The sequence below is a fragment of the Erwinia sp. TECH1 genome (genome assembly GCF_054057575.1).
The window spans coordinates 1,757,116-1,782,512 of sequence record NZ_JBSRZK010000001.1 but is presented as its reverse complement, the minus strand read 5'-3'; the positions used below and the strand labels follow the sequence as shown (position 1 = coordinate 1,782,512).

The following is a 25,397-nucleotide window of genomic DNA, read 5'->3' as shown; positions in this document are numbered from 1 at the left end:
AGCGCCCATGAGCCTGTTTACACGTTTTGTCTCGGCGCTGGCTTTCAGCGCGCTGCTCACAGGCGGCGCGCTGGCGGACGAGGCCGCGCCTGCCGCTTTCCGTATTGGCTATCAAAAAGGGTCGGTGAGCATGGCGCTGGCCCGCTCGCATCAGCTGCTGGAAAAGCGTTTCCCTCATACGCAGATTAAATGGATTGAGTTTCCGGCCGGCCCGCAAATGCTGGAAGCGCTGAATGTTAACAGCATCGATTTAGGCAGCACGGGCGACATTCCGCCAATCTTCGCCCAGGCGGCCGGCGCCGATCTGCTTTATGTCGGCTCAGAGCCGCCCAAGCCACAGTCCGAAGTGATTTTGGTAGCCAAAAACAGCCCGATTAAAAGCGTCGCCGAACTGAAAGGCCATAAGGTGGCTTTCCAGAAGGGCTCCAGCTCGCATAATTTACTGCTGCGCGCGCTGACCAAAGCCGGGCTGAAATTCAGTGATATTCAGCCTGCCTATCTGACGCCTGCCGATGCCCGCGCGGCTTTCCAGCAGGGCGATGTCGATGCCTGGGCTATCTGGGATCCCTACTATTCCGCCGCGCTGTTGCAGGGCGGCGTGCGGGTGCTGGCCGATGGCGACGGGCTGAACCTGACCGGTTCGTTTTATCTGGCGACCCGCCCCTTTGCTGAAGCCAACGGCGCTTTCGTGCAGCAGGTGCTGGAGACGTTCAGCAAGGCCGACGAGCTGACCCGCAGCGATCGCGAGCAGAGCATTGCCCTGCTTTCGCAAACTATCGGCCTGCCGAAACCGGTTATCGCCAGCTATCTCGATCACCGTCCGCCGACCGTTATCGGCCCGGTCAGCGAGAAAACCGTACAGGCCCAGCAGCATACCGCCGATCTCTTTTACGCTAACCATTTAATGCCGGTGAAAGTCGATATCGCCAGCCGTGTCTGGCATGTCGCCGCCGCTACGCAAGGAGTCCCACAATGAGCCTTTCCGTTTTCTGGTTTCTGCCCACGCATGGCGATGGTCACTATTTAGGCACGACGGAGGGCGCGCGTCCTGTCGACCACGCTTATCTGCAGCAAATTGCTCAGGCTGCCGATCGTCTGGGTTTTGGTGGCGTGCTGATCCCAACAGGGCGTTCCTGTGAGGATGCCTGGCTGGTGGCCGCGTCGCTGATCCCCGTGACGCAGCGCCTGCGTTTTCTGGTTGCGCTGCGTCCCGGCGTAATCTCTCCTACGCAGGCCGCGCGCCAGGCCGCCACGCTGGATAGGCTGTCAAACGGCCGTGCGCTGTTTAACCTGGTGACCGGCGGCGATGCGGAAGAGCTGGCGGGCGACGGCGTCTTTCTGGATCACCGTGAGCGCTATGTTGAGTCGGCGGAATTTACCCGCGTCTGGCGTCGCGTGCTGGAAGGCGAAACGGTGGATTACGAAGGCAAGCACGTGCACGTTCGCGGCGCCCGGCTGATGTTTCGGCCCGTGCAGCAGCCGCGTCCGCCGTTATGGTTTGGCGGCTCTTCAGAACCTGCTCAGGATCTGGCAGCGGAACAGGTCGATGTCTACCTGACCTGGGGCGAACCGCCGGCGCAGGTCAAAGAGAAGATTGAGCAGGTGCGGGCGAAAGCGGCGGCCCAGGGCAGAACGGTGAAGTTCGGCATCCGCCTGCACGTTATCGTGCGGGAGACCAATGAAGAAGCCTGGAAAGCGGCAGATCGTCTGATTTCGCATCTGGATGACGCCACTATTGCTAAGGCGCAGGCCGCGCTGGCAAAAACCGATTCGGTTGGTCAGCACCGCATGGCCGCCCTGCACGGCGGACGTCGCGATAAGCTGGAGATTTCACCCAACCTGTGGGCGGGCGTTGGGCTGGTGCGCGGCGGCGCGGGCACCGCGCTGGTCGGCGATGGCGCTACCGTAGCGGCCAGGATGCAGGAGTATGCCGATCTGGGCATTGAGACGTTTATTTTGTCCGGCTATCCACACCTGGAAGAGGCCTATCGCGTCGGCGAGCTGCTGTTCCCGCATCTCGATTTGAACGTGCCGGAAGTGCCGCAGCCGAACAACATTACCGCGCACGGCGAAGCCGTAGCGCATGATTTCGCTCCACAAAAAGTGTCGCAGAGCTGAGGTGGCTATGAGCAAACCGCTTAATCGTATCGGCAATCAGCTGATCCCATGGGCACTGCCCATTGCGCTGGTGATCGTGTGGCAAATCGCCTCACAGACCGGCTGGCTTTCTACCCGTATTTTGCCTTCGCCAGAAGCCATAGTGATTACGTTCTGGAAGCTGTCGGCCAGTGGCGAGCTGTGGCAGCACCTGGCGATCAGCAGCTGGCGTGCGGCGGTCGGCTTCAGCATTGGCGGTTCCATCGGCCTGATCCTCGGCCTGATTACCGGCATGTCGCGCCTGGGCGAACGGCTGCTGGACACGTCGGTGCAAATGCTGCGTAACGTGCCGCACCTGGCGCTGATCCCGCTGGTGATCCTGTGGTTTGGCATTGACGAATCCGCCAAGATTTTTCTGGTGGCGCTGGGTACGCTGTTCCCTATTTATCTCAATACCTATCACGGCATCCGCAATATCGATCGCGGCCTGGTAGAGATGGCCCGCAGCTATGGCCTCTCCGGCTGGAGCCTGTTTATTCAGGTGGTGCTGCCGGGCGCGCTGCCCTCCATTATGGTCGGCGTGCGCTTTGCCCTGGGCCTGATGTGGCTGACGCTGATCGTGGCGGAAACCATTTCCGCCAACTCCGGCATCGGCTATCTGGCAATGAACGCGCGCGAATTTTTGCAGACCGATATCGTGGTGGTTGCCATTATCCTGTATGCCCTGCTCGGTAAACTGGCTGACGTCAGCGCGCTGTTACTGGAACGCGTCTGGTTGCGCTGGCATCCGGCTTATCAACTTAAAGAGGAAAACGCATGAGCGAGTTAACGTCTTCTCCAGCGCGTCTTAACGCCGGTACGCCTCTGATCGTTAACCGCGTCAGCAAGCAGTATCACGGCCGCACCGTGCTGAATAACATCGATTTGCATATTCCTTCCGGCCAGTTTGTGGCGGTGGTCGGACGCAGCGGCTGCGGTAAAAGCACCCTGCTTCGCCTGCTGGCCGGGCTGGAAAAAAGCAGCGCCGGCGAGCTGCTGGCCGGTAGCGCGCCGCTGAGCGAAGCCAGAGACGATACCCGCCTGATGTTTCAGGATGCGCGCCTGCTGCCGTGGAAAAGCATTATCGATAACGTTGGCCTGGGATTGAAAGGCCGTGCCTGGAAAAGCGACGCGCTGGAGGCGCTGGCAGCCGTCGGCCTGGCGGAACGCGCCAACGAATGGCCTGCGGCGCTGTCCGGCGGGCAAAAGCAGCGTGTGGCGCTGGCCCGCGCGCTGATCCACCGGCCGGGTTTGCTGCTGCTGGATGAGCCTTTAGGCGCGCTGGATGCGCTGACGCGTATTGAAATGCAGGATCTGATCGAGTCGCTGTGGCAGCAGCATCATTTCACCGTGCTGCTGGTCACCCATGACGTCAGCGAAGCCGTGGCGATGGCTGACCGGGTGCTGCTGATTGAAGAAGGCAATATCGGGCTGGATTTGGTAATCGACCTGCCGCGCCCGCGCCGTAAAGGCTCCGTGCGGCTGGCAGAGCTGGAAGCGAAAGTGCTGGATCGCGTCATGAAACGCTCGCCGGTGGAAGAAGAAAAACGCTACGCGCAACGCTGATTTACGCCGTTGCTAAAAGAAAAAGCCCCGACTGTCGGGGCTTTTTGTCATTTACGCCGGACGATTAGTCCTGAAGCGCCTTGCTGATTTTTTCGTAAAGGTCGCCGGAAAGGTTCTCCAGTGCCTTTAACTTCTCAAGCGCGCCGCGCATCAGCGCCTGACGGGCTTCGTCGTAGCGTTTAAAGCGGATCAGCGGCTCAATGATGCGCGAGGCAACCTGAGGATTGCGCGTATTCAGATCGGTCAGGATCTCCACCAGGAACTGGTAACCGCTACCGTCAGCAGCGTGGAAGGCGGAAGGGTTAGCCGAGGCGAACGCGCCGATTAGCGAACGGATACGGTTTGGATTGCTTAGCGTAAAGGAACGATGGCTGAGCAGCGCGCGAACGCGGCTAAGTACGTCCGCAGCCGGGCTGGTGGCCTGCAAAGTAAACCACTTGTCCATCACCAGGCCATCTTTATGCCAGCGCTCGTCGAATTCGGCCAGCAGCGTTTCCCGGCACGGCAGCTGCGCGGCAACCGAGGCCGTCATCGCCGCCAGCGAGTCGGTCATATTGTTCGCCTGACGGAACTGGGCGGTAACCAGTTTCTCGGCCAGCCCTGTTTCGCCGAAGGCCAGGTAGTTGAGACAGGTATTTTTCAGCGCGCGCTTGCCGATATCGGCATGATCGATACGATATTCGTCCACACGATGCGCGTTGTAAACCGCCAGCCACTCATCCGCCAGCTCCGTAGCCAGCGTGCTCAGCAGCGCACGGCGCACTTCCGCAATGGCTACCGGATCGATTACCTCAAACAGCTCGGCAATTTCGTTTTCGCCAGGCAGCGTCAGGATCAGCGCCATCAATGCCGGATCGCTGTTTTCCTCCAGCAGCACGGCGCGGAAAGCATCGGCAACGTGCAGCGGCAGCGAAAGCGGCTGGCCCTGCTGGAAGCGGGCGACGTTCAGCCTGATATGGGTCGCCAGCAGACTTTGCGCGGCATCCCAACGTGAGAAATCGTTACGGGCATGGCGCATCAGGAAAGTCAGCTGCGCATCGCTCCAGTTGTAGTCCAGCTTCACCGGCGCGGAGAATTCACGCAGCAACGAGGGGATCGGCTGCTGATAAACCTCGTCGAACACAAAGCTCTGGAACTCTTCCGTCACGTTCAGCACATGATGAACCGGATGACCATTGTGCTGCAAAGGAATGACGTTGCCTTCACTGTCGTAAAGCTCGATATCCAGCGGAATATGCAGCGGCAGCTTGTTTTTCTGATCGGCCGTTGGCGGCGTCATTTGGGTAACGTGCAGCGTGTACTGTTGTAGCTCGGCGTTATAGTCATCGCGTACGGAAAGCACCGGCGTGCCGGACTGGCTGTACCAGCGGCGGAACTGGGAAAGATCGACGTTGGAAGCATCCTCCATCGCCTGCACAAAATCGTCGCAGGTCGCTGCGCTGCCGTCGTGGCGCTCGAAGTAAAGCTGCATGCCTTTCTGGAAATTCGCCTCGCCCAGCAGGGTGTGCAGCATACGAATAACTTCAGACCCTTTTTCATACACGGTCAGCGTATAGAAGTTGTTCATCTCGATCACCTGCTCAGGGCGGATCGGATGCGCCATTGGGCTGGCGTCTTCGGCAAACTGCGCGCCGCGCATCACGCGCACGTTATCGATACGATTGACCGCGCGAGAGCCGAGATCGGAACTGAATTCCTGATCGCGGAATACGGTCAGGCCCTCTTTCAGGCTAAGCTGGAACCAGTCGCGGCAGGTGACGCGGTTGCCCGTCCAGTTGTGGAAATATTCGTGGCCGATCACCGCCTCAATGCCCAGATAGTCTTTATCCGTCGCCGTTTCCGCTTTCGCCAGCACGTATTTAGAGTTAAAGACGTTCAGGCCTTTATTTTCCATCGCGCCCATGTTGAAGAAGTCGACGGCAACGATCATAAAGATATCCAGATCGTATTCCAGGCCGAAACGCTGCTCGTCCCACTTCATGCTGTTTTTCAGCGAGGTCATTGCCCAGTCGGCGCGATCGAGGTTGCCGCGATCCACGAAGATCTCCAGCGCAACATCCCGGCCGGAGCGCGTTTTAAAGCTGTCGCGCAGCACGTCAAAGTCGCCTGCCACCAGCGCAAACAGGTAGCACGGCTTTGGAAAAGGATCTTCCCATTTTACCCAGTGACGTCCGTTTTCCGCTTCGCCGCCGGCTATCCGGTTGCCGTTTGACAGCAGATACGGATAAAGCTGTTGTTCCGCGATGATGGTCGTGGTGAAGCGAGCCAGCACGTCAGGCCGATCCAGATACCAGGTGATATGGCGGAAGCCTTCGGCCTCGCACTGGGTACAAAGCGCCTCGCCCGATTTATACAGGCCTTCCAGCGCGCTGTTTTTATCCGGATGAATATCGTTGACGATTTTCATCGTGAATGACTCCGGCAGGCCGGAAACTATCAGCGCGCCCTCTTCCAGCGCGTAATCCGTCCAGGGCCGATCGTCAATCTCCAGCGAGACCAGCGTCAGATCTTCCCCATCCAGACGCAGCGACGCATCAGCCTGGCCCAAACGCTTTACGCGGCTGACGGCCGTCACACGGGTGGTTGCGGCATCCAGTTCAAACGTCAGATCGATGTCGGTAATGGTGTAATCCGGCGCACGATAATCATGGCGATTTTTGGCTTGTGGCAGTTGCGTCATAAGTGCTTCTCATGTCGATAATTAGTTAACTTTGCAAGTCTATTCCGCTTCCTGCAATGTTGCCATGGAGAATCGCGTCGGGCGGTCGGAATTGCTGTTAAAAGCTACATCCTCTTAACAATCGCACGGATTGCCCTCGACCTGCCGGATCGAATTGTGCTGTGATCGGGTTCAATAAATGAGTATTCAAGTTATACTCCTGCGTCATTACTATTTTTTAAACCAGGGATAACGCTCTTCGCCAGAGGATGCTGAAACGCACCATGACACGACATGCTTCCCCGATACTGACCACGCTGCTGGATACGGACGCCTATAAGCTGCATATGCAGCAGGCGGTATTTCATCGCTATCAGAACGTTTCCGTAGTGGCTGAGTTTCGCTGCCGTGGCGACGATCTGCTTGGCATCTACGCTGAGGAAATCGCTCAACAGGTGACCCTGATGCAGTCGCTGGCGCTCAGCGACGAAGAGAGCCGCTATCTTGCCGGACTGCCGTTTTTCAGCGCGGATTATCTGCAGTGGCTGAAACAATTCCGCTATGACCCTGCTCAGGTGCGCATCCGCAATCATCAGGGCAAGCTGGATATCCGCATCGCCGGCCCGTGGCGGGAGGTGATTATGTGGGAGGTGCCGCTGCTGGCGCTGATCAGCGAAGTGGTGCACCGCCACCGCTCGCCGCTGGTCGTCCCCGCGATGGCCGTCGAGCGTCTGCAAAGCAAGCTGCTTGATTTCGGCAAGCTGACGGCAGATTTGGATATGTCCCGCTTTAAGCTGATGGACTTCGGTACGCGCCGCCGTTTCTCCCGCGATGTGCAGCTGGCGATTGTCAGCACGCTAAAAGCCGATTTCCCCTGGCTGGTCGGCTCCAGCAACTACGATGTTGCCCGGCAGCTACAGCTCGCGCCGGTGGGCACACAGGCGCATGAATGGTTCCAGGCACATCAGCAGATCAGCCCTGTTCTGGCAAACAGCCAGCGCGCCGCCTTGCAGGCCTGGCTGGAGGAGTATCCGAACCGTCTGGGTATCGCGCTGACCGACTGCATCACCATGGACGCTTTCCTGCGTGATTTCGGCCTGAATTTCGCCAGCAGCTATCAGGGACTGCGCCATGACTCCGGCGATCCCGTGGAATGGGGTGAAAAAGCCATCGCGCATTACGAAAAGCTCGGCATCGATCCGCAGGAAAAAACGCTGGTCTTTTCAGACAATCTCGATTTGCCAAAAGCGGTGGAGCTTTATCGCCACTTTGGCCAGCGCATCGAGGTTATTTTCGGTATCGGCACGCGGCTGACCTGCGATATCCCTCAGGTAAAACCGCTGAATATCGTCATTAAGCTGGTGGAGTGCAACGGCAAACCGGTCGCCAAACTCTCCGACAGCCCCGGCAAAACCATTTGCCAGGATAAAGCTTTTGTTCGCGCCCTGCGCAAGGCGTTCGATCTGCCGCTGGTGAAAAAAGCCAGCTAGGCTGCCTACAGAGAGAAAGGCGCCCTGCCTTTCTCTCTTTCTGATTGCCTTTCGTTAAGAAATCTCCTGCCTCGCAACGAATTCTTCTTGTGTCTCATCTTCTGGCAAGTAACATAGCATTGCCCCGGTTTCGGGTAATTTTAATTCTGATGAAAAGAGAGACTTATATGAGCGTTGTGCCTGTAGCGGATGTACTGCAAGGCCGGATCGCGGTTGACAGCGAAGTCACCGTTCGCGGCTGGGTGCGTACCCGAAGAGATTCAAAAGCCGGTATTTCCTTTATCGCCGTCTACGACGGTTCCTGCTTTAATCCTGTCCAGGCCGTCGTTAATAATTCTCTGAATAATTACCAGGAAGAAGTGCTGCGCCTGACCACCGGCTGTTCCGTGGCGATCACCGGAAAAGTCGTGGCCTCGCCAGGCCAGGGCCAGAGCTTTGAGATCCAGGCCAGCGCGGTGGAAGTCGTGGGCTGGGTCGACGATCCGGACACCTATCCGATGGCAGCCAAGCGTCACAGCATCGAGTATCTGCGTGAAGTGGCGCATTTGCGTCCGCGCACTAACCTGATCGGCGCCGTCGCGCGCGTTCGCCATACGCTGGCGCAGGCGCTGCATCGCTTCTTTGACGAGCAGGGGTTTTTCTGGGTCTCCACCCCGCTGATCACCGCTTCCGATACGGAAGGCGCTGGTGAAATGTTCCGCGTCTCCACGCTCGATATGGAAAACCTGCCGCGTACGCCGGAAGGCAAAGTCAATTACGATGAAGATTTCTTCGGTAAAGAGGCGTTCCTGACCGTTTCCGGCCAGCTTAACGGTGAAACCTACGCCAGCGCGATTTCCAAAATCTACACCTTCGGCCCGACTTTCCGCGCTGAAAACTCCAATACCAGCCGTCACCTGGCGGAATTCTGGATGCTGGAGCCGGAAGTGGCCTTCGCCGATCTGGAAGATAACGCCGCGCTGGCTGAAGCCATGCTGAAGTACGTCTTTAAGGCCGTTCTGGCCGAACGTGCCGACGATATGGCTTTCTTTGCCGAACGCGTAGACAAAGAAGCGATTACTCGCCTGGAGCAATTTGTTACTACCGATTTTGCGCAGGTGGATTACACCGATGCTATCGAGATCCTGAAAGCCTGCGGCGAGAAGTTTGAAAACGCCGTCTCCTGGGGTATCGATCTCTCGTCCGAGCACGAGCGCTACCTGGCGGAGAAACATTTTAAAGCGCCGGTCGTAGTGAAAAACTACCCGAAAGACATCAAGGCGTTCTATATGCGCCTGAACGACGATGGCAAAACCGTGGCGGCGATGGATGTTCTGGCGCCGGGCATTGGTGAAATCATCGGCGGTTCGCAGCGTGAAGAGCGTCTGGACGTGCTGGACGCGCGTCTGGCGGAGATGGGGCTGAACAAAGAAGACTACTGGTGGTATCGCGATCTGCGCCGCTACGGCACCGTGCCTCATTCCGGCTTCGGCTTAGGTTTTGAGCGCCTGATCGCCTACGTTACCGGCGTGCAAAATGTCAGGGACGTCATCGCCTTCCCAAGGACGCCGCGCAACGCCAGCTTCTGATTTTTGCATTAAATATAAGAAATTCATATATATAACTAAGGCCAGCCTCGCTGGCCTTTTTTTATTTTTGTAAATTTAGATATAGTTCACAAAGTTCCGTTTTATTTACATATTGAAACACAAATTTTCTTCCTGTAACCAGAATAGGATATTAGTAGCATTTTCGAGGTAGATTAACCGCACCGCGAATGGAAAGATGCGTGCAGATACAGGAAGACACCAAACTCTCATCGTAGTTCTGTAAAGAATTATTGACGGCAGTGGCAGGTGTCCAGATAACTCCAATGAGGGTAATAAATAATGATGAAGCGCAATATTCTGGCACTGGTTATCCCAGCCCTGTTAGCCGCTGGTGCAGCCAATGCAGCAGAAATCTATAACAAAGACGGCAATAAGCTGGACCTCTATGGGAAAGCAGTTGGTTTGCACTATTTCTCTGATAACGACGGCAACGATGGCGACCAGAGCTACGTGCGTTTTGGTTTCAAAGGTGAAACCCAGATTAACGATATGCTCACCGGCTACGGCCAGTGGGAATACAACATCCAGGCAAACAATTCTGAAGGCGGCTCCGACGCGCAGGACGGCAACAAAACCCGTCTGGGCTTCGCTGGTCTGAAATTCGCTGAGTACGGCTCTATCGATTACGGCCGTAACTACAGCCTGCTGTACGATCCAATGGGCTGGACCGATATGCTGCCAGAGTTCGGCGGCGACTCTGCCTATAGCGACCTGGGCATCCTGGGCGGCCGTACGACTGGCGTGCTGACCTACCGCAACACCAACTTCTTTGGCCTGGTTGACGGCTGGAACTTTGCCGTACAGTATCAGGGCAAAAACGACCGTGACGACGTGCGTCGTTCCAACGGTGATGGCTACGCGCTTTCAACTACCTATACTTCGCCAATCGGCGTAGGTATCTCCGGCGCCTACGGTTCTTACGATCGTACTAATGCGCAGGCATCCGGTGTTCGTACCGTGACTAACTCAGACAACTCCGCTGATTCCATCACGCTTAACAGCGGCGCGGGTAAACGTGCTGAAGCATGGGCGACCGCGCTGAAATATGACGCTAACAGCGTGTACCTGGCAGCCATGTACGGTGAAACCCGTAACGCCACACCAATCTCTTACAGCGGCACCTTTGCCGATGGCAGCGATGCTTCTATTAGCTCTTTTGCTAACAAAGCACAGAACATCGAGCTGGTTGCACAGTATCAGTTTGACTTCGGTCTGCGTCCATCCCTGGCCTACGTGCAGTCTAAAGGCAAGGATATCGAAAGCGTTGGCGATGCTGACCTGATCAAATACGTTGACGTGGGCGCTACCTACTACTTCAACAAAAACATGTCTACCTATGTCGACTATCAGATCAACCTGCTGGATGACAACAATCCACTGGGTCTGAACACCGACGACACCGTGGCTGTAGGTCTGGTTTACCAGTTCTAATCAAGCAATAAATCGTCTGGCGGGGCCTCGGCCCCGCTTTTTTATTGTCTGCACCTTCGCTTTTCTCTGCCTGCCCTTATTCCCTTCCTGACTTGCCCGTGCTGCTAAATAAAACCTGCCGCTTCCCTGGGTAATTTCTTTTTCCGTTTCATAAAATTTCGAGCCATGCCGCAGCGTTCCTGAAAAATTTCCAAAAGTGTTTGTTAGCCACGCGTGAACATGAAAAAATCAGTCTGGATTTAGCTTAAGGAGAGCCAATATGGATAGGGACAGCCCTCTTCTGCTAACGCTGTCAAACCACAGCAACCAGCAGGAAAAAAAAGAAACCGAGACGGAAGCGCGCTTTACCCGTATCGAAATGCATATCGCCTGGCTCAGACATGACGTTAACGATATCAGAAACGAGCTCCATGATATTCGTGGGGAAATAAAGGATGTACGCGGCGAGATAAAGGACGTGCGCGGTGAGATACAGGACGTGCGCGGTGAGATACAGGACGTGCGCGGTGAGATGAAAGATATCCGCAAAGATATGCAGACTGATTTTCGCCTGATGTTTAGCGCGCTGATCGGCGTTGCGCTGGGCCTGGCCTACATTATGGCCAGAGGTTTTCATTGGCTATAGGCCCCGTGCGCCAGGAAAGCGGCCGCGCTTATTTTACCTTTACAGGTGTTTATAGCAGCTGGCTGCCGCTACCTTTATCCAGGGCATTCTTTCACTGTTTTTAGCGCAAACGGTTGGCATTTTTATCATAGTGGCGGTACCCTGAATTCTCATTTCGTTTCAGGTTATAACGGACTTTCATTATGTTTGAACGCATTGCAGCTGCACCCGCAGATCCTATCCTTGGCTTAGCCGACCTTTATCGTGCGGACGACCGTCCTGACAAAATTAACCTTGGCATTGGCGTTTACAAGGACGAAACCGGCAAAACGCCGGTGCTGACCAGCGTGAAAAAAGCCGAGCAGTATCTGCTGGAAAATGAAACGACCAAAAATTATTTGAGCATTGATGGCCTGGCCGATTTTGGCAAATGTACACAGGTGCTGCTGTTTGGCAAAGATAACGCCATCCTGCGTGACAAACGTGCGCGTACAGCGCAAACGCCTGGCGGTACGGGCGCGCTGCGCGTAGCGGCGGATTTTATCGCCGCACAAACCGGTGCCAGGCGCGTTTGGGTCAGCAATCCCAGCTGGCCTAACCATAAAAATGTGTTTCAGTCCGCCGGACTGGAAGTCTGTGAATATCAGTATTACGATGCGCCCAGCCATTCGCTGGATTTCGACGGAATGCTGAACGCGCTGCGTGAAGCGCAGGCGGGCGATATTGTGCTGTTCCACGGCTGCTGCCATAACCCTACCGGCATCGATCCTACGGCCGCACAGTGGCAGGAGCTGGCCGAGATGTCGCTGGCGAAAGGCTGGCTGCCGCTGTTCGACTTTGCCTATCAGGGCTTTGCGCGTGGGCTGGAAGAAGATGCAGAGGGCCTGCGCATTTTTGCTGCCGGACACCAGGAGCTGATTGTCGCCAGTTCTTATTCGAAGAACTTCGGGCTTTATAATGAGCGCGTAGGCGCGTTCACGCTGGTCGCCAGCACGGCCGATATTGCCAACACGGCCTTTAGCCAGGTTAAAGCTACCATCCGCGCGAACTACTCTAATCCGCCTGCGCATGGCGCGGCGGTCGTCGCCACTATCCTGGGCAACGATGCGCTGCGTACCCTGTGGGAGCAGGAGTTGACCGATATGCGCCAGCGCATTCACCGTATGCGTCAGCTGTTCGTTAATACCCTGCAGGAAAAAGGGGCAAAAGGCGACTTCAGCTTTATTATCAACCAGAACGGTATGTTCTCTTTTAGCGGCCTGACCAAAGATCAGGTGATTAGGCTACGGGAAGAGTTTGGCGTTTATGCGGTCAATTCAGGCCGGGTTAACGTAGCGGGAATGACGCCGGACAATATGGCGCCGCTGTGCGAAGCGATTGCCGCCGTGCTGTAAGTGCACATAAAGCGGATGCGAAATATTTTAATCCGTCACGCAATAAAAAAGCCTGCATTACGCAGGCTTTTTTATACGGCAGCTTTATTGCAGAAAAGGATTGGAAATCCGCTCTCTGCCCAGCGTCGAGCTGGGGCCGTGGCCGGGTAAAAAGGTGACGTCATCGCCAAGCGGCAGCAGCTTGTTTTTGATCGCGGCAATCAGGTCGCTATGGCTGCCCTGAGGGAAATCGGTACGTCCCACGCCGCCGCTGAAGATCACATCGCCGGAGATCAGCAGGCGAGAAGCCCGATCAAAAAATACGATATGACCCGGCGTATGGCCCGGACACAGCAGAACCTCAAGCGAGATATCGCCCACGTGCACAACCTCACCCTCTTCCAGCCAGCGATCGGGCGTTAACGGCGCGCATTCAGGAAAACCAAACATCTGGCTCTGCATCGGCAGCCCTTCCAGCCAGAACGCATCTGCTTTATGCGGCCCAACAACCGGTACGGCATAAAAAGCAGCCAGTTCAGCCGCTGCGCCTACGTGGTCCAGATGGCCATGCGTCAGCAAAATTTGCGTAACTGTTACGCCCTTTGCCGTCGTCTGCGTTTTAATTTTTTCCGCGTCGCCGCCAGGATCGACAATGGCGGCCTGCAGCGTCACCGGACACCAGATCAAAGAGCAGTTCTGCGAAAAGGCCGTTACCGGAATAGTTTGATAATTCATAAGGCTCCATTAATTCCGGTCAGCCCGGATTTTCTTACCAGTGCCTTGCCGGCCCGGTATCAATATGCACAAAGTTGCTTTTGGGATAGTATCCTACACCCCCGGCCCGCATGGAAAGAGCCGCTTTGCGTATATTGCTGAGGGCGATCCCCTCAATATGAAAATCCATTGCCTGGCCCAGCGTATGATAGCTGTGCTTGGCTACGCCGGTGCTGCTGCCGCGTTCGCGCAGCGAGTTGTTGGTCGCCAGCGTACGGTAACCGGAAATCAGCTGTACGGGCTTGCGCGTATCTAACAGCGCCTGGAGCCGATACAGCTGATCGAAAAGATGTGGATCGATGCTTTTGATCCTGTTGGCGCGATAATCACGAAAAAAATGGTTAAGGCGCGTTAACTCATCCTTGTCATAGCTTTTCCCGTTGAAAAACTCGGTTTTAAGGCTTTCTCCGGTATGTAAATTATTCAGCGTCAGAATGCGAGGACGTGAGGTGGAAAGCGAAGCGAAAGCCTGGCCAGGAAGCAGCGACAGGCCTAGTGCCGCGCCGCCCAAGGCCAGTAATTGTCGGCGATGAGAGTCGAATTTATCCATTAATCTGTGTTACCCGGCTAAAAAAGTTCTGAAACGGTGGAAACGTTCACCGCCCGGAACCATAACCGGGTAGAAATGTGGCGTCAACCGACGAAACGTGACGGATACGGCAATTCCTGGAGAGGCTGCCGTACCCGTCAGGCAGGCTGGCCGCAGGCCAACATCAGAAAACCTGAAGAATCAACCACTAGAGTAATAATTGACCAGCTTTCGCCAATATCTGCGCCCCGGAGCGCGCCGTCAGGTCATAATTGTAAATATCTGTACGATATTGCGTACGTCCGTCGTCAGCGACCCAGGCGGTCAGGTAATACAGATTGACCGGAATGTGATGACGCACCGGCACATAACGGGTATCACCCTGCTTCAGCGTGCTGGAGATACGCGAATCATTCCAGCCCGCATCCTGTAACAGCAGATTAGCCAAATCAGACGCCTTGTTTACCCTGACGCAGCCGGAACTCAGCGCCCTGATATCCTTCTGGAAAAGATTGTGGTTAGGCGTATCGTGCAGATAGATAGCGTCCGAGCTTGGCATATTAAATTTATAACGACCCAGCGAGTTCGTTGCCCCTGGCGCCTGACGGATACGATACGGGAACGAAGCTGCCGAAACCATCCGCCAGTCAATCATGGAAGGATCGATCACTTCAGCATCGCTGCTCCAGCCGGAAAGCAGCGTGTAGTTGTGCTTATACAGGTAGCTCGGATCCTGTTTTACCTTCGGGATAATATCTTTGCGCACCAGCGTGGTGGGTACATTCCATGGCGGATTAAGCACCACGTTGTTTAAGGCACTGCGCATGAGCGGCGTTTTACGATCCGGACGGCCCACGATAACGCGGGAATCCAGGATCTGATTGCCATTCAGATAATATTTCAGCGAGTAGTTGGCAATATTCACCATGATGCCGTTATGCATATCATCCGGCAGCAGCCTTAGCCGCTGAATGTTCAGCGCCAGCAGCGAGGCCCGCAGCTGCGGAGAAACGTTTAGCCATTCACGCGTTCTTGGCCCGATAACGCCATCGGCCTCCAGGCCCTGCCAGCGCTGAAAGCGTTTCACGCCCGCCACCAAATCTTCAGAATAGATATGGGCAGGATTACTGAGCGTACCACTTTCTACGTGGCCGGCCTGCTCCGGCGTATTCGCCTGCGGAGTTTGCTCAGCGGGAGAGGCCGAAGGGCTGACCGCGATTTCTTCATCTACGAAGGAAGCCGGGACCGGCGTGGTCGGCACCGCATCGTCATCAGGTTTTGGCGTATCGCTGCCGGGCGTCAGCATATTGGTGCGCTGCAAAATCTCTCGCAGCGCAGGCACATCGTCGCTCAGCTGCCCAGGGCGCAGGCTTTGTCTGTCGGTCAGCTGCGGCCAGGCGCGGTTGTCCGCCAGCAAATCTTTTAACGCCTGGTGCATTAAAGGATACTGTGGATGCTGCGGCGCCAAAGAGGCGACAAAAGCATGCGTGGCGCCATGCTCAATTGCCCGCTGCCACTGGTTAATCACCGATAAGGCAGGAACTTCCAGCTTGTAGGGGACATTGCTGTAAAGCCAGGTTTCGCCTTTAGCCGGCACCGTCGAAGCGAATTGCAGATAGCCAAGCATAGCGTCGGAAAGCACGACGTCTCGTTCCAAACCTGTTACCGCAGGATCGGTTAATAATTTAACCCACTGCGTGAACTGCGGCTGTACGCCGGAAATCGCGACTTCCGCCAGCTGCTGCTGAAACTGCTGCACGGCCTGGCGATCCTGCCACAGAGGCTGCATATGCTGCGTAGCATATAACGATGCCAGCGTTTTAAGATAAAAAGGCCGGTAGCCGTTAGTAAACAGCGATTGTAGCTTTACCTGCGCCTGCGAAGCGGAAACGGCGGCCGAATGCGGCATGGCCGCAGCGGCGGGTACGGCTTGCCCCAGCGCTAATGCCAGGCAGCAGGCCAGGCTAAGCTTTGCAAAATGAGTTCCTGTCAGCAACATCCCTTGCCTCCTGTAGCGGGTCTGAACGATCGACGCCTGAATAATGTTATTAGTATAGAAAAGAAAACGGCGCGCGTATGCAGCGGCGCGCCTGAGAGAGTAATTCGGCGGCACGGATTTTGCTATACGTGCCGCCGATTATTTTGTGCTGTTCGACTCAGGAGGAGAGTTCGGCAGGCTCTGCCGAAATATTGGCAGGCTCGGCCGCGAAGCCGCGCAGGCCAACCACGTGAACGTGCTCGCTGTTGTTGATAACCTTACGCACCAGCTTATAGGTCGTGCCTTTCTCCGGGCTGATATTCTCCGGCGCGGCAATAATCAGCTGCATTTCAAGGCGATCGCACAGTTCAAAAAGCGTGGCGATAGATTTGGCATCCAGACGCGCCGCCTCATCCAGGAACAGCAGGCGGCAAGGCGATATATCTTTACCGCGCAGGCGGCGAGACTCTTCTTCCCAGCTTTGCACTACCATCACCAGAATCGACATCCCGGTGCCGATCGCCTCGCCCGTCGACAGCGCCCCGCTTTCCGCGCGCAGCCAGCCATCGGAACCGCGGTTAACCTCCACTTCCATAGAAAGGTAGTTGCGGTAGTCCAGCAGCTCTTCGCCGATAGTTTGCGGCGTGCGCTGTCCCATATCGATCTGCGGATTCAGGCGCTGATAGAGCTTCGCCAGCGCTTCGGAGAAGGTCAGACGCTGGCTCTTGAACAGATCCTGATGCTGTTCGTGCTGCTCTGAAAGCACGTCCAGCAGCGTGGCGTGCGTTTCCCGCACGTTGACGTTCAGCCGCACGCTGTGTACCTGACCAAAGCTGACGCTCTGCAAGCCCTGGTTCAGCTGGCGGATACGGTTCTGCTCGCGCTGGATGGTTTTGCGAATGATGTTCGCCACGCTGCGCGAGCTGATAGCCAGCATCTGCTCACGAGCGGTCAGCTCTTCGCTCAGACGGCTCAGCTCAATTTCCATCTGCTCGATCGCTTCTACCGGATCGTCCGTGCGGATAATATCCTGACGGATACGCTCGCGCAGATGCTGATAAACGGCGATAAAGAACTCAATTTTACGCTCAGGCCGCTTAGGATCTTCCGACTGGCGCAGGATATCACGCAGGTGCTCGTTATCGGCGACCGCCAGACGCAGCGCGCCCAGCGCCTTATCCGACATGGAGCGCAGCTCGTCGCCGCCCAGATAGGCCAGCTCGCGGCGATGCAGACGACGTTCGACGCCGTTATCTTTCACCATGCGCAGAACGGCGACCCAACCGGCTTTGGCGCTGACCACCTGTTCGCGGCTCTGGTGATAATCACGCTCGACGCGCTTCAGTTTTTTCTGCAGCGCGTCCATTTCCGCTTCACAGAAGGTCAGCTGTTTTTCCAGCTGGTTGCGGCGGCTGCGGTTATTGCTCAGCGCCGTATAAAGCTCGTCGCGACGCAGCCGCGCGCGCTCTTCCGCGCTGGCATCCGCCTGCACGCCGATAGCCTGCATTTCCTGCTGTAGCTCCTTCAGCATATCTCGCTTGGCATCATACGAGCTTTTCAGCGAGGCGAGCACCTGGCTGTATTGCGTCAGCTGCGCCTGATGGTTTCTCAGCTGCTCGCGCGCACGCGCACGTTCGGCCTCTGCCTGCTCAAGACGACGACGCAGCTTCTCGTTGAGGTCGCTGTTGCCGTCAAGCATTCCGGCCGAGTCCGCATAGTTGAAATGCGCGCGTCGCTGCACCACTTCGGTGATGGCGAAAGCCTGCTGACGCGCATCGCGCTGCGCCTGCTGCGCCTGCTGATAATCCAGCTTGAGCTGCTCATGCTGTTCCGGGTCGCTTTGCAGCACCGCCACCAGCGGCTCCAGCTTAGCGAGGGCGGCACCGTGCTGCTGCAGGAAGCGTGCGGCTTCCTGCGCTTCGTCCAGGCGCTCCAGCAGCTCTTCGTGACGATCCTGGAGCGTTTCGTCCAGCAGCAGGCTAACGCGCGGCATCAGTCGGTTAAGCTGAGCGACACCCTCTTTCGCCTGGTCAAACTGCTGGCGCTGCTGCTGGTTTTCGCTTTCATGTGAGCTGATGGCGCGCTCAAGCTCGCCGCGGCGGCCGTTCAGCTGACGAATTTCCGCTTCCGGATCCGGCTCGAAGGCCACGCCCAGATGGCCGCCGATAAAGCGGCTGAACGCCTGATGCAGGCGCTGCGTTTTCTGCACGTCGAAGGAGAGCGTGGCGTAGCGTTCCGCCAGCGTTTCGCGCTCGGCACGCAGCAGCTCCAGCTGGTTTTCACGAGCGGCGCGGCCAAACAGCGGGACTTTCGGAAAGCGGGAATAGCGCCACTGACGATCGCCCGCTTTGACCACGACCGCTTTTTGTAACTCTTCAACATTGAAGACGCTGTCGTCGAACGACTGCGGATCCCCTTCGATCAGATAGAGATCTTCCGGGCACTCTTCCAGCCCGTCCAGCTGTTCACGCACCAGCGACAGATCCGGCACCACGATAGCGTGGCGCGCAGGGCCGTACAGCGCGGAGAAGTAAGGCGCGTCCTCAATGGTGACGTCATCATAAATTTCAGAAAGCAGCACGCCGCCGAAACGCTCGGCCAGCTGGTTCAGGCGCGCATCTTCCGATCCGCCCGGCTGGCTCAGCCGATCGATCTGGCTTTCCACCTCGCGTTTGCGGCTGGCGACTTCATCACGCTCAACGGTGGTTTCACGCTCGCGCTCCAGCAGGCGCTGCATATGCTCGGTTACCTGCTGGCCGTTTTCCAGCGCCTCGCCGGTCTGCTCGCGCAGCTGGGTTAAAATTTCCTGCGCGTTCAGCCACTGCGGCGCCTGTCGCGTCAGGCGGGCGATACGTTCACGCACCTGCTCCAGCTCCTGGCGCATCGCCAGACGTCGTTCGCCCGCGTCGGCAACGCTCTCGCCAAGCTGCTCAATGCGCGCTTCCAGCTCATACTGCAATGCTTCCAGCTCTTCTGGCGCGTACTGCTGACCGTGCTTTTTGCAGAACTCGTTCAGCAACCGCTCGGCTTCCTGCTGCTCGCGCAGCCGCTGCTCCATCTCTGAAAGACGCGAGCGCAGCGACTGGAGCTGATCGGCGTGATAGCGCTGATTGCCGGCGTCGCGCAGCAGCTCGCGGCCGGTCTGCCAGGCTTCGCTGCGGCTCACCGGCCCGGCAATACGCGTCACCAGCTCAAACGCCTGCTCGAACTGGCTGTGCGCGGCCTGCGCCACGCTCATTTTCTGCTCCAGCATCAGCAGCCTGTTCGTGGCTTCCTGCTCTTTCGCCCGGAAGGTTTCCTGCCATTCCTGAGCGTTCTCAATCGTCAGCTCGCGGATCTGGCAAATTTCCTGAGCGCGCTGTAAGGCCGCCAGCGCCTGCTGGTACTGAATGGCGCGCGTTTGCTGCACGTCCAGCGCCTGCTGATAGTCGGCCAGCTGGCTTTTCAGCTCGTCCACTTCCAGCTCGGCGGCTTCCGCCCGCGCTTCGTTTTCTTCATGGACTTCGCGCGCTTCAGCGACGACCTCGTTCTGCTCTTCCAGACGATAGGTCAGCTCATCGATATCGCCTTCGTAACGCTCGATTTTTTCCTGCTGGCGCATGGCGGTCTGCACCAGGTTAAGGTGATCGCTGGCGCTCTGGTAATCCGTTTCCAGATCGCTTTCCGCCCCGCTATGCTCCGCCAGCTCGCGCGCCATTTCTACATGGCGATACTGCTCGGCGGCCAGCTGTTTACGGCTGCCGAAAAGCTCGCTACGCTGCAGCATGGCGCCGTCCAGATGAACGCGGCGCTCGTTGGCGTGGCGCATATAGTCGGCGGCCACGTAGCTGGTCGCTTCTGAGATAAGATGCTTAAAGAGATCGCGATCGGACTGCGTTACGCGGATCGCTTCCAGCGTCATCCGGTTTTCACGCAGCGCCGCTTCCATATCCTGGAAAGCCTTACGCACGCCGCCGTTTTCCGGCAGCAGGTAGTCACGCAGCGAGCGCGTAATGGCGCTGGAGATGCCGCCGTACAGCGACGCCTCGATCAGGCGGTAGTATTTGCTGCGATCCGCCGCAGAGCGCAGACGACGCGCCACAATGCCCAGATCGAACATCATCGAGTGGTATTCAGTAATGGAGTTGTACTGCTTGAACTGCACGCTCTCCATCGCTTCGAACTTCTCTTTCAGCTCGCTGAGCGGCAGCACGCGAGCCTGACGAGCGTTAACCGTTTCGGTCAGGATCTCCGTCGGGTTAATGGACGTCGGCAGGCCGTGAATACTGAACGGTCTGATATCCACTTTGCGGTCGCGGCCGGCGATTTGCTGCAGGCGCACGCCGACGATAACGCGCTGGTGCACCGAGTTAACCACGTCCAGCGCCGCATAGCAGACGCCCGGCTTGAGCTTGCCGTGCAGGCCTTTGTCGCGCGAGCCGGAGGTCGCGCCCGCTTCCGTAGTGTTACGAAAGTGCAGCAGCGTCAGATCGGGGATCAGCGCGGTAACGAAAGCGGCCATCGTGGTCGATTTCCCCGCGCCGTTACCGCCGGACAGCGTGGTAACCAGTTCGTCAAGATCGAAGGTTCGGGCAAAAAAGCCGTTCCAGTTAACCAGCGTTAGCGAGCGAAATTTTCCGCGTTCAATCATTCTTCTTCCTCCGCCTGGCCGGCGTCGTTACCCTGCTCTTCTTCGTTCTGGCGGGCCTGGCCGCTTTCCGTAAACATTGCCTCGCCGTCTCTGATCATTCTCAGCTGCGCTTCGCGAGGATCGTCCCCGCTGCGCACGTCGGCGCCAAAGCGGAACACGGATTCGGTGATGCGGAACTTGCTGCTGTCATGGCCCATAAACCACACCATGCCCAGACGACGCAGGCGGCTTAAGGAGGCGCGCATTTTTTCATGCAACTTCTGACGGTCCAGATCCGAACCGGTTGAGCGCTGGTTTACCAGCTTAAGCAGCTTGCTTTCATCCGCCAGCGTCAGCAGTTCGTCGTACAGCTCCTGCTGGGTGAAGATGCCTTCATTGGCCAGCCGCTCGGGGCTGAGGTAAAGCCAGCACAGGACTTTGCCCACCATCATATCCAGTTCGGAAAGCACCGAGCGCGCAATCAGCGTGGTAGAGCGGGGACGCAGATAGAAAAAGCCTTCCGGCGCGCGGATAAGCTCCACGTTATAGCGCAGGTAAAACTCTTCCAGATATTCCTGGTAATCCATCAGAAAAGCATGATTGTCCAGCTCTTCAATACCGATATGGCGGCCCGCGCGCAGCTGGCTGTCGAGCGCGGGAAATAACGGGTTAGCCAGCGCCATCGCCAGCTTAACCGGCATCACTTGTTCAATATTTATCGATGACATGCGCCTGTACCTTGGCTCCGTAATCATTAATGGCCTGCCACTCGGCGGGCAGACCGGAAAAATCAGCTTCGGCGACGCCTAAACGCACGGCCTGGTCGACCACGATCCTTGCCACGTCAAAATGGCGGGCGCGGGGATATTGCGCCAGATAGTCGCGCATCACCACGCCCAGATTCAGCGGTTTTTGCTGGGCTTTATAGATGGCCAATGCCTCTTCGATCATGGCGGCCAGCTGCTCGCGAATTTCGCTCAGCTCTTCGTATTCCAGTTCGGCAGGCAGTTCGCCCATCACCTCTTCGTTACGCAGCGTCAGCTCTTCGTCACGCACGTCAAACAGGCGTTCGGCATTGGCATAGGTCAGCGCCCACGGCGCGTCGAAATAGTTTTGCAGCGACTGACGCAGGCGCTGAGCGAAGACGCGGTTTTTATCCATATCAATCGCGGTACGGATAAATTTATGCACGTGGCGGTCGTAGCCAATCCAGAGATCGATGGCCTGCTGGCCCCAGCTGATAATGCGGTCAAGCTTGTTTTGCAGATCGAACACCAGCTTGTCGATAAAGCCGAGGTCGGGACTGCCCAGAGTGGCGTCCTGGATCCGCAGCAGGTTGGCCTGCAGCTTGTCGCCTGCGGCTTCCAGCGTATCCTGCAGTTCGCGCAGCGTGCCGGAGGTTTCATTCAGCAGCATCTCGCAGCTTTCAATCGCCGCGCGCCAGTCTTTGTTGAGCAGCTGCGCGATATCGTCTTTCACCGCCTGCTGCTGCTCATCCATAATGCGCTGGGTGATATCAATGCTGTCAAAAATCTCGGCAACGGAATATTTTAGCGGCGCGAAGACGTTGCGGTGCCAGTGAAAGTCATCGCCGTCTTCATCCGCCGCATCCGCCGCGCGCTTCAGTTCGCTTGCCACGATAGAAAGCTGCATGGAGAGCCGCAGCGTAGAAAACTCACGCTGGCGAATGTAGTAATCGGTGATGCCGATCGCGAGCGGCGTCAGGCGGTAAATGGCCTGCCCTTCAGCCTGTTCGCTGGTAAAGCGATTAAGCAAACGCTGCCGCACCATGTCGTTGATAGCGTTGTTGGCGCGGACGCTGACGGTTTCGCTGGTCTGTTCAAATCCTTCGCTGACGTGACGGAAGGCGTCCGTAAGTTCGCCTTCGCTCATCTCGCCATCCATGCGCTCGCCGTTAAGCGTGGCGACCGCCAGCAAAAAAGCCAGACGTTCGGTAGGCAACGAGACGGAAAAATCATTTTTTCGCGCCCAGGCAACCAGCTCCGGTACTGTCTGGGAAAATTCACTCATGCTTCGTCCTTTATGGGCTTCCGCGCTGTTACGTGGATATAGCGACCCAAACTTAAAAATGGCTCCTGGCGGCAAAAGCGCTTTTCCAGCGCCAGGATCTCGTCAAATCGTTCTGTTTGCTTGTGCTTATCGCGCATATAGTCGTGAAAAACGCGCACGCCGGCTTTGCTTTCGACGGTGAAGCCGATCTCCGCCAGCCAGCGATAGACCTGCTCCGGGTCGCGCGGATAGTCCGGCGACAGGGTTTTACGTTTGCGCTTGCGCAAATCGGCCTGCATATAGCCAAAGTTGCCCAGCACCAGCGTCTGCATCATCAGCCCGTTGAGGTTGTAAAACATCAGCGAGAGCACGCCGCCGGGCGCCAGCGTATCGTAAAGCGCGGCCAGCACCGCTTCCGGCTCGGCAACCCATTCAAGCACAGCGTGAAACAATACCAGATCGACAGGCTGAACCAAATGCTGACCGACTTCCTGCGCGCTGATTTGTCTGAATTCCATGTGGTCGCTCACACCTTGCTGGCTGGCGTTAAGGCGCGCGCGCTGCAGCATTTCTTCGGATAAATCGCACAGCAGAACCTGATGGCCAAGGCTCGCCAGCCCACAGCTGATTTGGCCTTCGCCGCCGCCCGCATCCAGCACGCTCAGCGGCCTTTGTGGCAGCGTCGCCAGAATCGCCTCCAGCTCCTGCCAGGCGATGGCCTGGCGAATACGGCCTTTGGTGGTGCCGTAGATATTCTGCGAAAATTTTTCCGCAATATCATCAAAGTTGCGATCCTGCATAAGCGGGCTCCGGGCTGGGCAAAAGGGTGAATCCGGCGGCTATTTTGGCATACACTGAGGGAGAATGAACCTTTCCGTCACTGCTTCGCTTTCGGGTGGCGTTTTTTCGGACAAAAGGAAGCTGTTTTTATGCTTTTTACGCTTAAAAAAGCGATTGGCGGCCTGCTGATGCCCTTGCCGCTGCTGCTGTTAGTGATGGCGGTCGGGCTTTTTCTGCTCTGGCGCAGCCGCTGGCAAAAAACCGGGAAAATTATACTCTCTTCTGCCTGGCTAATCTTGTTATTGATCAGCCTTCAGCCTGTTGCTGATAGCCTGCTGTCCCCTGTTGAGAACCGTTTCGCTACGTGGCAGGAGAGCCGGAAGGTGGACTACGTTGTGGTGCTGGGCGGCGGCTATACGTGGAATCCGCAGTGGGCGCCGGGATCGAATATGATCGGCAACAGTTTGCCAAGGCTGGTGGAAGGGATCCGTTTGTGGCGTGAAAATCCAGGATCGACGCTGATCTTTACCGGCGCGGCCGCGCAGAACAATCCCGTCAGCTCGGCGGAAGTCACGGCCAGAGTGGCGCAGTCATTGGGCGTACCGCGCAGCGCCATCATTACGCTGGATAAGCCGCGCGATACGAGCCAGGAAGCGCGGGAGGTGGCTAAAGTGGTTGGCCGCCGCCCTTTCCTGCTGGTGACCTCCGCCTCGCATCTGCCGCGCGCCATGCTGTTTTTTCAGCAGCAGGGGCTGGATCCGCTGCCCGCGCCGGCTAATCAGCTGGCTATCGCTTCGCCGCTGAACGCGTGGGAGAAAGCCATTCCCTCCTCGCTGTGGCTTGGTCACAGCGAGCGCGCCATCTATGAGACGCTGGGACGACTCTGGCAAAAGATAACGTCGCCTTCACTCAAGCCAGGGCAGCAGGGAGCGAGCGGCTAAATCGAAGCGGGCGCGGTTGAAACGGCCGGTATGGATCAGCCGATCCGCTTCTTCCCACAGCATATAGAGCCAGCGTCTGGCGATAAATCCTTCCGCGACGGGCGCCTGTTGCAGATAGCGGAACAGCAGCGCTTCCGCCGGGCCTTCCTCACTCAGGCGAAACAGCTCGTATTCACGCGGCGCCCAGAGCGTTCTGCCGGGATTGATCATTGACAGCAGCTGGTCGCTCCAGGCTTCCTTCAGCATATTGCTGAGCGACAGGTTGCCGTGCACCAGCACGCAGGGATCGTCGAAGTCGTCAAAAAGCGCGCAGAGGTTCTGGCGACAGCGAAAGAGAAAACGGTGATCTTCCATCGTCAGCCGCTCCGGGCGCATATAGCTCAGCGTTGACCACCACACCTCAACCCGCTGTTTATACCAGGCGGGCCAGTTATTCTCCTGCATGCTGTCTACCGTACCGACCAGACCGTGGCTGTCGATGCGATGCCAGGCCAGCAGCGCGGCGACGATCTGATCCTGCAGCTGCTGCCAGCGAGCCGGCGTGCGGGTGGGCGCTTCGACCGAAACGCCGCCCATGCGCTCAATCAGCAGGATCTCATGCTGCGGCGGCAGCTGGCTGACGATCAGCCCGTATACCGTCGGCATACGCACGGTGCTTTCGCGCGCCAGCATCGACAGCTTATAGGCTTCCTGCGAGGCGATTCCTTTGGTATTGAAGTATTTTGCCATCAGCGGCAGAGAGTGGCCTTTCCCATCGTAAAGCGAGTAGAGGCTGGCATAAGGCTGTTCGCTGATGCATTCGAGACGGCTTAGCGTCTCACCCAGCACTATCGAAAGTTCTGAACGAAGATGTTCCATCTGCTGCTCCTGATCGCAAGCGAAGTCGGATTGCCGTTTTTTTCCTGGTAATAGCAAGAAGCAGAGAACC

Annotated in this window: 19 protein-coding genes; 10 read left to right on the top strand and 9 right to left on the bottom strand. The window is 57.1% G+C overall.

All coding sequences use genetic code 11. The features are described 5' to 3' along the window. The first annotated feature begins 7 nt into the window (after positions 1-7). From ACVWZ0_RS08330 to ssuB, 4 genes are read left to right on the top strand one after another with little or no spacing between them, the layout of a single operon-like run. Entirely contained in the window at positions 8-976 is a 969-nt protein-coding gene (locus tag ACVWZ0_RS08330; RefSeq protein ID WP_253454685.1) for a sulfonate ABC transporter substrate-binding protein, read from the top strand. Further along, on the top strand, positions 973-2,118 hold the full coding sequence (ssuD, locus tag ACVWZ0_RS08325) for an FMNH2-dependent alkanesulfonate monooxygenase (RefSeq protein WP_253454686.1): 1,146 nt from the start codon (positions 973-975) through the stop codon (positions 2,116-2,118). Before ACVWZ0_RS08330 ends, ssuD begins: the two co-directional genes overlap by 4 nt. Before the next feature lie 7 nt (positions 2,119-2,125). Then, positions 2,126-2,917: an aliphatic sulfonate ABC transporter permease SsuC gene (gene ssuC, locus ACVWZ0_RS08320; protein WP_253454687.1), complete on the top strand. Its 792-nt coding sequence runs from the start codon at positions 2,126-2,128 to the stop codon at positions 2,915-2,917. Then, entirely contained in the window at positions 2,914-3,702 is a 789-nt protein-coding gene (ssuB, locus tag ACVWZ0_RS08315) for an aliphatic sulfonates ABC transporter ATP-binding protein (RefSeq protein ID WP_253454688.1), read from the top strand. Before ssuC ends, ssuB begins: the two co-directional genes overlap by 4 nt. 64 nt (positions 3,703-3,766) lie before the next feature. Here ssuB and pepN read toward each other — a convergent pair whose 3' ends face one another. Then, entirely contained in the window at positions 3,767-6,382 is a 2,616-nt protein-coding gene (pepN, locus tag ACVWZ0_RS08310) for an aminopeptidase N (RefSeq protein ID WP_253454689.1), read from the bottom strand. Positions 6,383-6,645: 263 nt separating this feature from the next. Between pepN and pncB the strand changes: the two genes are divergently transcribed. The 5 genes from pncB to ACVWZ0_RS08285 all read left to right on the top strand — a co-directional run bounded on the left by pncB (position 6,646) and on the right by ACVWZ0_RS08285 (position 12,869). Beyond that, entirely contained in the window at positions 6,646-7,851 is a 1,206-nt protein-coding gene (gene pncB, locus ACVWZ0_RS08305; RefSeq protein WP_253454690.1) for a nicotinate phosphoribosyltransferase, read from the top strand. Positions 7,852-8,018: 167 nt separating this feature from the next. Further along, positions 8,019-9,419, top strand: coding sequence for an asparagine--tRNA ligase (gene asnS / locus ACVWZ0_RS08300; protein ID WP_253454691.1), 1,401 nt, complete (start codon positions 8,019-8,021; stop codon positions 9,417-9,419). 300 nt (positions 9,420-9,719) lie between these two features. Beyond that, positions 9,720-10,871: a porin OmpF gene (gene ompF, locus ACVWZ0_RS08295; RefSeq protein ID WP_301251204.1), complete on the top strand. Its 1,152-nt coding sequence runs from the start codon at positions 9,720-9,722 to the stop codon at positions 10,869-10,871. Positions 10,872-11,130: 259 nt separating this feature from the next. Next, entirely contained in the window at positions 11,131-11,496 is a 366-nt protein-coding gene (locus tag ACVWZ0_RS08290; protein ID WP_253454692.1) for a coiled-coil domain-containing protein, read from the top strand. A gap of 182 nt (positions 11,497-11,678) precedes the next feature. Further along, complete coding sequence (locus ACVWZ0_RS08285; RefSeq protein ID WP_253454693.1) at positions 11,679-12,869, top strand: amino acid aminotransferase; 1,191 nt, start codon at positions 11,679-11,681, stop codon at positions 12,867-12,869. A gap of 84 nt (positions 12,870-12,953) precedes the next feature. On the opposite strand, the gene ACVWZ0_RS08280 is transcribed toward ACVWZ0_RS08285, so the two are convergent. The 7 genes from ACVWZ0_RS08280 to cmoM form a co-directional block, all read right to left on the bottom strand. Beyond that, positions 12,954-13,583 carry an MBL fold metallo-hydrolase gene (locus tag ACVWZ0_RS08280; protein ID WP_253454694.1) on the bottom strand — a complete coding sequence of 210 codons (630 nt, stop codon included), beginning with the start codon at positions 13,581-13,583 and terminating at the stop codon, positions 12,954-12,956. Between the two features lie 34 nt (positions 13,584-13,617). Continuing rightward, on the bottom strand, positions 13,618-14,172 hold the full coding sequence (locus ACVWZ0_RS08275; protein ID WP_253454695.1) for a YcbK family protein: 555 nt from the start codon (positions 14,170-14,172) through the stop codon (positions 13,618-13,620). 187 nt (positions 14,173-14,359) lie between these two features. Then, complete coding sequence (gene ldtD / locus ACVWZ0_RS08270; RefSeq protein WP_301289547.1) at positions 14,360-16,150, bottom strand: L,D-transpeptidase; 1,791 nt, start codon at positions 16,148-16,150, stop codon at positions 14,360-14,362. Positions 16,151-16,307: 157 nt separating this feature from the next. Continuing rightward, the gene (gene mukB, locus ACVWZ0_RS08265; RefSeq protein WP_253454697.1) at positions 16,308-20,759 is read right to left on the bottom strand and encodes a chromosome partition protein MukB; all 4,452 of its coding nucleotides are present in this window, start codon (positions 20,757-20,759) and stop codon (positions 16,308-16,310) included. Then, positions 20,756-21,466, bottom strand: a complete 711-nt coding sequence (gene mukE / locus ACVWZ0_RS08260) for a chromosome partition protein MukE (RefSeq protein WP_125288712.1) — start codon at positions 21,464-21,466, stop codon at positions 20,756-20,758. The genes mukB and mukE overlap by 4 nt, the downstream gene beginning before the upstream one ends. Next, complete coding sequence (gene mukF, locus ACVWZ0_RS08255) at positions 21,447-22,769, bottom strand: chromosome partition protein MukF (protein ID WP_125288713.1); 1,323 nt, start codon at positions 22,767-22,769, stop codon at positions 21,447-21,449. Before mukF ends, mukE begins: the two co-directional genes overlap by 20 nt. Beyond that, complete coding sequence (gene cmoM, locus ACVWZ0_RS08250) at positions 22,766-23,548, bottom strand: tRNA uridine 5-oxyacetic acid(34) methyltransferase CmoM (RefSeq protein WP_253454699.1); 783 nt, start codon at positions 23,546-23,548, stop codon at positions 22,766-22,768. Before cmoM ends, mukF begins: the two co-directional genes overlap by 4 nt. 129 nt (positions 23,549-23,677) lie before the next feature. Here cmoM and elyC point away from each other — a divergent pair, with 129 nt between their 5' ends. After that, the gene (gene elyC, locus ACVWZ0_RS08245) at positions 23,678-24,469 is read left to right on the top strand and encodes an envelope biogenesis factor ElyC (RefSeq protein WP_253454700.1); all 792 of its coding nucleotides are present in this window, start codon (positions 23,678-23,680) and stop codon (positions 24,467-24,469) included. Here elyC and ACVWZ0_RS08240 read toward each other — a convergent pair. Then, positions 24,434-25,327 (bottom strand): YcbJ family phosphotransferase, encoded by an 894-nt coding sequence (locus ACVWZ0_RS08240; RefSeq protein ID WP_253454702.1) that lies wholly within the window; start codon positions 25,325-25,327, stop codon positions 24,434-24,436. The genes elyC and ACVWZ0_RS08240 overlap by 36 nt on opposite strands. Positions 25,328-25,397 lie beyond the last annotated feature (70 nt).